The sequence below is a fragment of the Paramagnetospirillum caucaseum genome, from assembly GCF_000342045.1.
In the GTDB taxonomy this organism is placed as follows: domain Bacteria; phylum Pseudomonadota; class Alphaproteobacteria; order Rhodospirillales; family Magnetospirillaceae; genus Phaeospirillum; species Phaeospirillum caucaseum.
This window is the reverse complement of sequence record NZ_AONQ01000106.1, coordinates 1-9,615: the sequence shown is the minus strand read 5'-3', so window position 1 is coordinate 9,615 and position 9,615 is coordinate 1. Positions and strand designations below refer to the sequence as shown.

Below are 9,615 nucleotides of genomic sequence, written 5' to 3'. Positions count from 1 at the left end.
GCGGGACGGCGAGCGCAACGAGGCGCTGGACACCTTCGTTTATGCCACCGCTGCCCTGCACGGTCTCGTCGCCATGGGGCTGCGGCTGAACAACGAAGCGGCGGCAATGGCGGTGCTGCCGACGCGGGGAGCGCCGGTCATGCCGGGCACGATCCCCGCCACCCGCCCGGCGCTGGCGCCTATCCGGTCGCGGTGGATGGGGTAGTATACGGGATCGTCATTGGCAATCCTTGCCAACCACGTTAAGCTCCCCGGATCGTAGGGAGTTTCACCATGCCCACTCGAAACGTCAATCTGACCGACGACCAAGACGCCTTCGTTGAAAGGATGGTCAGGGCCGGAAAATACCAGAATGCCAGCGAGGCGATGCGCGACGCTGTGCGCGGATTGCAGCAGCGCTGGAACGAGGATGAACTGAAGCTCATGGCCTTGCGCGAGCAGATCAAGGCAGGTGCCGAGGCCCTGGATCGCGGCGACTTCACCGAGGTGGATGACGCCGACCTCGACGCGACCCTCGACAAGCTAGCCTCCAATTAGGCTCGGCTATTGATGGCGCGTTATCGTCTCTCCGGTCCCGCGAAAGCGGATATCTCCTCCATCCTGCGCACCAGCGAGACGCAGCATGGCAGGGACGCGCGCATCCGCTATCGCGGCCTGCTGACGGCGGCGATGCGCCGGATTGCAGCCGCCCCGCACGGGCTATCGACTACGGATCGAGACGAACTTCTCGCCGGATTGCGCAGCCTTCATATCCGCCACAGCCGAAACGAGAGCCGCGAGGCGCCAGTTGGCGATCCCGTGCATGTGATTTTCTACCGCGTCGTCGAACCCGAACTCGTCGAGATCGTGCGCGTGCTGCATGATCGGGCCGAGCCAAATCGGCATGTCGATTCCGCGAACAAGAACACCGAAACGAACGGTGACTGATACCGATCCATATCTGGCTCACCCGCAACAAGGACCCAAATGCCGCTGCGAAGGCAGCCGTACACCACAGGCATAAAAATACTAACTAATTAATAGACAGCAATACATAGAACGGTCAGATCAGTGAGAGAATGAGAATTTGTCATGGGGATAAAGCTGAACACCGCTGATTTTATCGAACGTTCAAAAATTATCCACGGCAACCGATATGATTATTCTAAAAGTAATTATGTAACCAGCACATCCTTTGTTGTCATAGTTTGCCCGATTCACGGCCAATTCCGTCAGAGGCCCAAAAACCATATGCGAGGAGACGGCTGCAACAAATGTGGGGAAAATCGCGCTGGTTTAAAACGAAAAGGCACCTCGGCCGATTTCATAGAACGAGCAAATAAATTACATGGGAACCGTTACGATTACAGCCTAACCGAATACGTCGGTGCCCGCGAAAAGCTCACGGTAATTTGCCCGGAACATGGTCATTGGCAAGTTCAAGCTGGCTCACACCTTGCAGGAACAGGTTGCCCAACTTGCGGTGGCCGAAAACAACTCTCGACAAAAGAGTTCTTGCGTCGGGCAAGGGCGAAGCATGGGGATAGGTTTGACTACTCGAAAACCGTCTACATTAACGCTGATACAAAAATGCTATTCAGTTGCCCAGATCATGGCGAGTTTCTCCAGACATCTAGTGGCCACCTTAAGGGCCGAGGCTGTCCAAAATGCAACAAGCGACAAAGAGGATTAAGTAGACGTGGAAACACAGATCATTTCGTGAGTCGCGCCAATGATGTGCACGGCAACAGATATGATTACTCAAAATCAGAGTACGTCAAATCCGATTCAAAGGTCATCATTATATGCAAAAAACATGGGGAGTTTTTCCAGACCCCGGCCAACCACTTGCAGGGGTTAGGCTGCAAACTGTGCGGTTACGAGAATGCGGGGCAATACCATAAAAAAGATACTATTAAGTTCATCAAAGCAGCCCGTGAGGCCCACGGTGACAGGTATGATTACTCAAAGACAGAGTACGTTGGCGCACGAGAGAAGCTCACGATCACATGCCCAGTTCATGGCCCATTTGAACAGATAGCGGGTGTGCATCTGCGTGGGGCTGGTTGTGAAGCGTGCTCGTATGAGGAGCGCGCCGAACAGCAACGAATGACATTTGACAAGTTCATAAGTCGCGGATCAGAGGTTCACGCAAATTTTTACGATTATTCGTTGGCACGCGAGAAGTTCAGAGGCGGAAGCGACAGGGTTCCGATAATTTGCCCTGAGCATGGTGTGTTTGAACAAGCTCCAGTGACACACTGCCAAGGGCGGGGTTGCCCTGTTTGCCGCTACGTGAAGTCAGCAGAAGGCAATCGAAAAGCCCCAGAGGCGTTCATCAGAAACGCAATTGCCATTCACGGGGATACCTACGACTACTCCCAGACAGAATACAAAGGCGCCCACGACCACGTAACAATCATCTGCCTGATTGATGGCCCTTTTACCCAGAGCCCGACAAGTCACCTTAGCGGCACTGGATGCCCGAAATGCAGTCGCCGCGCCCAGGGGGCGCCAAGAAACTTGGTCCGAGCGTTACGGGGGGAATTCGATGCTCCGAAGCCATCATTCGTCTACCTGATACGCTTCAAGCTCCCATGCACCGACAATAATCTGATTAAGGTTGGCAGCGGTTCGGGGACGCGAATGCAGACTGTCATCGCCAGCATCAAGAGGGTCGGCGGGACGGATATGGAGGTGGAAAAGCGATATTTTGAAACCAGTGGGGAGGCTATTGTTTTTGAGCACATCGCTCACGATCAAGTGATGGAAACCAAGTTTCCCGTTCCCGCAGAGTATAAATTTCCAGGCTATTCTGAGGTGTTTTGCCGAGAGCCCAACTTGGTAGCTGTAGATAACCACCAGACCCTAGAAAGATTTAGAAATGGAGATCGTTGGGATCCTCGGAAAATAAACGACCTATAATGCCATACATTCCCAAACTCTCTGAATAGCCAGGGAATCCGCCGCCTCCGATAATCGAGGGCATGTGGAAATCCCTTCTCCGTGCCGTTGGTCTCGACCGCCGCCGCTCGTTTGACGCGGCTGGCGGTGGTCGGCGTTGGGATGGCGCCCGCACGGTGGACGGGCTCAACGGCTCGATCCAGGCGGGAGCAACGATGGCGGCCCGGCGGGCGGGCTGGTACGCCCGCAACAATCCCTGGGTGTCGGCGGCGGTGCAGTCCCTGGCCGCCAACGCGGTGGGGGCCGGCATCAAGCCGCGCTCGCGCCACCCCAACGCCAAGGTCCGCAATACCCTGCATTCCCTGTGGGACCGATGGACGGATCGGGCTGACGCCGCCGGCCTGACCGATTTCTACGGCCTACAGGCCCTGGCCTTCCGCGCCATGGTCGAAAGCGGCGAGAGCTTCGCCCGCCTGCGCGTCGCCGAGGATGTTTCCCCCCTGCCCCTGACCATCGACCTGCTCGACCGCGAGCAGGTGCCACTCGACCTTCACCGCGATATTGGTGGCGGCGCCCGCATCCGGGCCGGCATCGAGTTCGCCGCCTCGGGCCGCCGCGTCGCCTATCACTGCTATGCCCATCGCCCCGGCGATGCCCTGGCGCCGCTGTCGCTCGACACCGTGCGTCTGCCGACCAGCGACATGGCCCACCTGTTCCAGCCGCTGGCGCCTGGGCAGGTGCGCGGTATCACCTGGATGGCCCCGGTTCTGCTGCGCGTCCACGAACTCGATCAGTACGAGGATGCCGCCCTGGTCAAGGCCAAGGTCGCCGCCCTGTTCACCGGCTTCATCCGCGATCCCGACGGCACGGTGGCCGGCTTCAACGACGGCAGCGGCATCGGTGGCGTGCTCCAGGTCGGCATGGAACCGGGCAGCCTGATCCCGCTGCCGCCCGGCGCCGACATCCAGTTCTCCGACCCGGCTGATCCCGGCGATTACGGCGCCTATACCAAGACCCACATCCGGGCCATCGCCAGCGGGCTGGGCCTGCCCTACGAACTGGTCTCCGGCGACCTGGAAGGCGTCACCTATTCCAGCATCCGGGCCGGGCTGGTGGAATTCCGCCGCCGCATTGAGCAGGTCCAGCACACGGTCCTGGTGCATCAGTTCTGCCGCCCGGTTTGGGAGCGCTTCGTGCGGCTCGCCGTCCTGGCCGGCCGCCTTCCCGCCGCCGCTTTCGACCGCGATCCGTCCGCCTTCCTCGCCTGCGACTGGCTGCCGCCCAAATGGGATTGGGTCGATCCGCTGAAGGATGCGCGGGCCGAGATCGAGCAGATCAAGGCGGGGCTGAAGAGCCGCAGCCAAAGCATTGCCGAACGCGGCTATGACGCCGAGGACGTGGACGCCGCCATCGCCGCCGACCGCGAGCGGGAAAAGCGCCTCGGCCTCATCATGGAGGCGCCCAATGGCTGATCTGATCACCCGCCGCAGTACCTTGGCTCCGGCCAGCATCGACGCCAAGGCCCGCACCGCCGAGGTGGTGTGGAGCACCGGGGCCGGCGTCCGCCGCCGCGACCTCTCCGGCCCCTACGAGGAACGGCTGTCGCTGGCCCCCGACGCGGTGGACCTGACGCGCCTGATCGGCGCCTCGGTGCTGGATGCCCATCGCCAGGACGCGGTACGCGACGTGCTGGGCACCGTCCGGTCCGCCTCGGCCGATGGAAGCCAGGGTGTGGCGCTGGTGCAGTTCTCCGCCCGGCCCGAGGTGGAGCCGGTCTGGCAGGACGTCATGAGCGGCATCCTGCGCCACATCTCGGTCGGCTACACCGTCGAGCACTGGGCCGAGAGCCTGGACAAGGGCGTGCGGGTGCTGACCGCCACCCGTTGGACGCCCATCGAAATTTCCCTGGTCCCGACGCCGGCCGATCCCGGCGCCCATATCCGCATGGAGGAGAGAATGCCCGAAGCCGCCACCACCATCCCCGAAGGGGATGGTGTCCACACCCGCGCCGCCATCAATGCTGAAATCCGCTCCGTCGCCCGTGTCGCCGGGTTGGGGCAGGATTTCGTCGATGGCCTGATCGACCGCGATGCCAGCGCCGACGAGGCCCGCCGCGCCGCCTTCAGCGAACTGGCCCAGCGCAGCAGCGCCGCGATCCGCACCGAGCAGGTTCGGGTCGAACACGTCGCCAGCCACGATGACCCAGACACCCGCGCCCATCAGATGGGCGAGGCGCTCTATGCCCGCATCAATCCGGCCCATGCCCTTTCGGAACCGGCCCGGCGCTACGCCTATTCCACCTGCGCCGAGATGGCGCGGGAACTGCTCACCCTGCGGGGCCACGCCGTCACCGGCCTGTCGCCCGCCGCCATGGTCACCCGAGCCCTGCACACCACCAGCGATTTCGGCATCATCCTGGGCGACACGGTGGGGCGCACCCTGCGCGCCGCCTATCAGGGTGCCCCCTCGGGCATCCGCAAGCTGGGCCGCCAGACCTCGGCCCGCGACTTCCGCGCCGTCAACAAGATCATGCTGGGCGAAGCGCCCCTGCTGGAGAAGCTGGGTGAGCACGGCGAAATCAAGGCCGGCACCATGGCCGAGGCCCGCGAGGCATACAAGATCGAGACCTGGGCACGCAAGATCGGCATCACTCGCCAGGTGATCGTCAACGACGACCTCGGCGCCTTCTCCGACCTCGCCCGCCGCATGGGCCAGGGAGCGGCCGAGACCGAGGCCCGCCTGCTGGTCGAATTGGTGGAGGCCAACTCGGGCAACGGGCCGAAACTGTCGGACAACAAGCCGCTGTTCCATGCCGATCATGGCAACAAGGCGGGAGCGGGGGCGGCGATCTCCGACACCACCCTGTCCGCCGCCCGTCTGGCTCTGCGCACCCAGAAGGGCAACGAGGACCGCATCATCCGGGTGACGCCCAAATACCTGCTGGTGCCCCCGACGCTGGAGACCGAGGCCGAACGCTGGCTGGCCTCGGTAGCGGCGGCCAAGGCGGCCGACGTCAATCCTTTCGCCGGCTCGCTGACCATGGTGGTCGAGCCGCGCCTGTCCAGCGCCGGCCGGTGGTACGTCACCGCCGATCCGGCCGAGATCGACGGGCTGGAATTCGCCTACCTGTCGGGAGCCGAAGGCCCGCAGGTGGAATCCAAGTCGGGCTGGGACGTGGACGGTGTCGAGATCCGGGTGATCCTCGATTTCGGCGCCGGCTTCGTTGATCACCGCGGCTGGTACGCCAATGCGGGGGTCGCGTAATGGCCGACACCGACCAACTGCTGGCCTGGCGGGAGGCGCTGCTGCGCGCCCGCTACGCCGGCACCCGCACGGTGGAATGCGATGGACGCAAGGTGGAGTACCGCTCGGATTCCGAGATGGCCTCGGCCCTGGCGGATTTGGAGCGCCGCCTCGGCACCAGCCCCCGCGTCACCCAGGTGCGGATCAATTCGAGCAAGGGAGTATAGACCATGAAAAATTTCATCCAGAATGGCCACATGATCACCGTGCCTGCCCCGACCGGGGGCGTGGCCTCGGGCCAGGGCGTGATCGTCGGCGGGCTGTTCGGCATCGCCGCCACCACTGCCCCGGAAGCGACCAATGTGGAAATCGCCACCACCGGCGTCTATGATCTGCCCAAGGCCCCGGCGACGGTATTCGCGCTTGGCGATTGGGTGGCCTGGGATGATGCCGCCAAAGTGATCGCCCCGCCCGCTGCCGGGCTGTACCCGGTGGGCGTTGCCATCACCGCCGCCGGCAATGGCGCCGTCACTGTGCGGGTGCGGCTCGATGGAGTGGCAACGGCAGCGGCGTGATTGCGTCAACGTCCAACTTTTCTTGCTGCGGCTTCCGTCCAAGAAGGGAACTGCTGGTAACCGGAATTCAGTTTCCAGCTGTATACTGGAAACTGATTTTCGAGGTTGTCAGCATCCTTCTTGGCGGCCAGCCACGATAAGCTGGTCAATGGAACTGGATCAAGGTTCTGGAATTGTCGCCACTGATTATCAGGCCCGATCTCATGAAAAGTCACCATCCCACTGGATCGGTCAATCGTGTAGCCGAGGGAACGGAACGGATTCGGACCCGGTGTCGGTGCTGATGACGCGAACGTATCGCCGCCCAATAACGTAGCGGAAAGAAGACCCGTTGGCCGAGAAGGAGGAAACGCACCAAGACCAAACAGCCCGCCGCTGAACTGCGGCGGCTGGGGCGCGAGAGCCTGAGCAAGAGATGAAAGGCCTCCTGAAGAACCAAAGCCGACGTCGTGAATCTGAACCCCGAGAATCCCGTTTCCTCGAGCCACACTCTTCAGAATCTCGTAGCGCACCCAAGGCCGCTGCCAAGTCTCCTGTCCAATTAGCACGCAGGTTACGGAACTGCCATCGAGCGCGCCGTTGATCATGCGCTTGATCGCGGGCACCCCCTGCTTTTTCGCTTCTTCCCAGAGACTCTTGTCGTAAAAGCGGGCGCCTCTTTCATATTGCCTCGCTATCACGTCGGAGTTTCGAACGACATTGGCCCGAGCCACGTCGTCATAGTGGAAGCTGAAAAAGACTTTACACACCATGGGCAGTTCTCACCGAGAAAAACGCCAGCGCTCCGATTACGACAGCTATCAGTGTAATGTGGAACGCGAAAATTGATGGCGTGAACAGGGTTACCCACCACGAAGGTGCAGCTGACGTGTATGGCCGAGCGTCTAGGCAGAACCGATCCGATGAGTTGGGGGCGGCTTTTCGAACGGCGTCATAGAGCGCGCGATACATGCGTTCCTGACGAAGGTAAAAGGCGTCGAGCCCCCAGAACGTAATTGCGGGAAGGAGACCCGCAATCATAGCCAAGGGAGGTTGCGCGCCCCGGACCGCCAGCAGGAACACCGCCGCCACAAGCGTCACCGACCATCCCTTCAACACGAACGAATTCCTGGCGTGACGATCAACCACGTCCTGGATAAGCTCAAGGTGCTTGGGCAGATCGTCGGGTTCCCCCACCATGATGCCTCTATAATGTAGATCCCCGCCCGCCAAGGCAGACTTGTTACTAGATAATGTAGTCCAAATTGCATTGCGGCGCAAGATGTGGGCTCTATTTTTTGCTGATGATCGCGTGTTCGCCCTCGCGGAATACGGCGTCGCTGATCCGCTTCAGGAGCGCAGCGTGGTCCGCGAAGGTGCCGACGTGGCCCCAGCTGATCTCGTCCGGGGCGTATCCGAAGTGGTCGGCGCTGGCGTTCGCGAGACGAGCCAGCTTGGCGTCTATCTCGGCCTTCCTGACGACGAAAGTGGCGAGGGCGGCATCGTTGATCTTGGGCATGACCGCCTTCCAAAGCTGCGGAGACCATGAAGGCGTGATCGCGTTCGACTATCAAGTTGAACCAAGACAGGAGACTGAATTTTGTGGCAGCGTATTGCTTTAATGAGGACTTAGGTTCTGGCCGTAAAAATAGGGGCGGTCGGGTGTGGCTGATATCAAGGAAGCAGTAATGAACAAGGATTTCCGAGAAATCGGTCACTGTGGTGGAAAACTGCGGGTCGATGTCGAGACCGGCGATGACGACAGCAGGGCTTACAGCTTGGGATACAGCCACTCCTCGGCAGGCCCGGCGGCATTCTTCATGATTTACGCCATACCTCAGGGAATCCCGGTTGCTACAATTTCGACGCCGGGCTTGGGGCAGGAAATGCCTCCCCCGCCCGTCCCTGGCAGCTTTCCTCTCATTATTGCCTCGGACAGTGAGGGACGGTTCGGCCACCGGTGCGAGAGTTGCGGCGAATATTGGCGGTCGAGCGGGGCACCTTCGGCTTGGCCGCTGACCTGCCCCTATTGTGGCCTTCGAGCGCCGACGCATGCCTTCCTAACCTTGGGGCAGCGGGCTTACGTCTCAGAGTTCTGCGAACTCATCGAGAGCGCAGTGAATGCAGGCGAAAGCGCTACCATTGATATGGATGCCCTCGCCGATAAGGTAGGCGAAGATACCGAGAGACCTCGGTTCTATTATTCGGAGGTAAGCCAGCAGAACCAGTTCATCTGCGGCGCATGTGGCGCCTGGAACGATGTCCTCGGCCGGTACGCTTATTGCTCCTCCTGCGGCACACGGAACGATGTAGCCGAGCTTGTGTTGGCCATCGCTCGTATACGCGAACAAGTGAATGGCGGTGGAGCGCCAGATGAATGCGTCAAGGGCGCGGTAAGTGCCTTCGATACAGCAGCGAAAAAAATAGCCGATGAACTCATTCGGCTGGTGCCAATGACTACAGCAAGACGAAATCGCCTCAAAGACAAGCGGTTCCACGACATTCGTGCCCGGGCCACCGATATCAACGAACTGTTTGGCATCGACGTGTTCGATGGCTTCCAGCAGGACGACATCGACTTTACTGCGATGATGTTCCACCGCCGCCACATCTACGAACACGGAGGTGGAGAGGTGGACAAGAAATATATCGAAGAGAGTGGCGACATCTCGGTTCGGCCGAAGCAAACGCTTCGGGAGACCAAAGAGAATGTCCACCGCCTTGCGGGCTTGGTAACAAAGATGGTCCGGACGCTTCACAAAGGCTTCCACGATATATTCCCGGCCCATCCGACCCCATTAAAGATCGAGGCCGAGAAGCAAGCCCTTATGAAGTCAAGACAGCTTGGCTACCGCTGACTCGATGGTGCCACCCGCTGCCAACGCCCGCCTGGGGATTTGTTGACATGGCGTTGACATGACTTTCACCCTATCGC

At 60.7% G+C, this 9,615-nt stretch carries 11 protein-coding genes and 1 pseudogene; 9 read left to right on the top strand and 3 right to left on the bottom strand.

Going from position 1 to position 9,615, the window contains the following annotated elements:
• From H261_RS21580 to H261_RS21545, 8 genes and pseudogenes are all read left to right on the top strand, one after another.
• A pseudogene (locus H261_RS21580) lies at positions 1–205 on the top strand (phage terminase large subunit family protein); the annotation flags it as partial.
• A 68-nt stretch (positions 206–273) separates the two neighbouring features.
• Positions 274–537: a type II toxin-antitoxin system ParD family antitoxin gene (locus H261_RS21575; RefSeq protein WP_008621921.1), complete on the top strand. Its 264-nt coding sequence runs from the start codon at positions 274–276 to the stop codon at positions 535–537.
• A 12-nt stretch (positions 538–549) separates the two neighbouring features.
• Positions 550–927 (top strand): type II toxin-antitoxin system RelE/ParE family toxin, encoded by a 378-nt coding sequence (locus H261_RS24210; RefSeq protein WP_008621919.1) that lies wholly within the window; start codon positions 550–552, stop codon positions 925–927.
• 144 nt (positions 928–1,071) lie between these two features.
• On the top strand, positions 1,072–2,904 hold the full coding sequence (locus tag H261_RS25135; protein WP_152427043.1) for a hypothetical protein: 1,833 nt from the start codon (positions 1,072–1,074) through the stop codon (positions 2,902–2,904).
• Between the two features lie 62 nt (positions 2,905–2,966).
• The gene (locus H261_RS21560) at positions 2,967–4,355 is read left to right on the top strand and encodes a phage portal protein (RefSeq protein WP_235063012.1); all 1,389 of its coding nucleotides are present in this window, start codon (positions 2,967–2,969) and stop codon (positions 4,353–4,355) included.
• On the top strand, positions 4,348–6,147 hold the full coding sequence (locus H261_RS21555) for a prohead protease/major capsid protein fusion protein (protein WP_008621917.1): 1,800 nt from the start codon (positions 4,348–4,350) through the stop codon (positions 6,145–6,147). The genes H261_RS21560 and H261_RS21555 overlap by 8 nt, the downstream gene beginning before the upstream one ends.
• Positions 6,147–6,353, top strand: a complete 207-nt coding sequence (locus H261_RS21550; protein WP_008621916.1) for a phage head-tail joining protein — start codon at positions 6,147–6,149, stop codon at positions 6,351–6,353. Before H261_RS21555 ends, H261_RS21550 begins: the two co-directional genes overlap by 1 nt.
• A 3-nt stretch (positions 6,354–6,356) precedes the next feature.
• The gene (locus H261_RS21545; RefSeq protein WP_008621915.1) at positions 6,357–6,701 is read left to right on the top strand and encodes a DUF2190 family protein; all 345 of its coding nucleotides are present in this window, start codon (positions 6,357–6,359) and stop codon (positions 6,699–6,701) included.
• A gap of 5 nt (positions 6,702–6,706) precedes the next feature.
• Here the strand turns inward: H261_RS21545 and H261_RS24205 are convergent, their stop codons facing one another.
• The 3 genes from H261_RS24205 to H261_RS21535 form a co-directional block, all read right to left on the bottom strand.
• Positions 6,707–7,453, bottom strand: coding sequence for a TIR domain-containing protein (locus H261_RS24205; protein WP_008621914.1), 747 nt, complete (start codon positions 7,451–7,453; stop codon positions 6,707–6,709).
• The gene (locus tag H261_RS21540; RefSeq protein WP_008621912.1) at positions 7,443–7,880 is read right to left on the bottom strand and encodes a hypothetical protein; all 438 of its coding nucleotides are present in this window, start codon (positions 7,878–7,880) and stop codon (positions 7,443–7,445) included. Before H261_RS21540 ends, H261_RS24205 begins: the two co-directional genes overlap by 11 nt.
• A 91-nt stretch (positions 7,881–7,971) precedes the next feature.
• Positions 7,972–8,199 (bottom strand): hypothetical protein, encoded by a 228-nt coding sequence (locus H261_RS21535; protein ID WP_008621911.1) that lies wholly within the window; start codon positions 8,197–8,199, stop codon positions 7,972–7,974.
• Positions 8,200–8,344: 145 nt separating this feature from the next.
• On the opposite strand from H261_RS21535, the gene H261_RS21530 reads away from it, so the two are divergent.
• Positions 8,345–9,538, top strand: a complete 1,194-nt coding sequence (locus H261_RS21530; protein ID WP_152427042.1) for a hypothetical protein — start codon at positions 8,345–8,347, stop codon at positions 9,536–9,538.
• Positions 9,539–9,615: the final 77 nt, after the last annotated feature.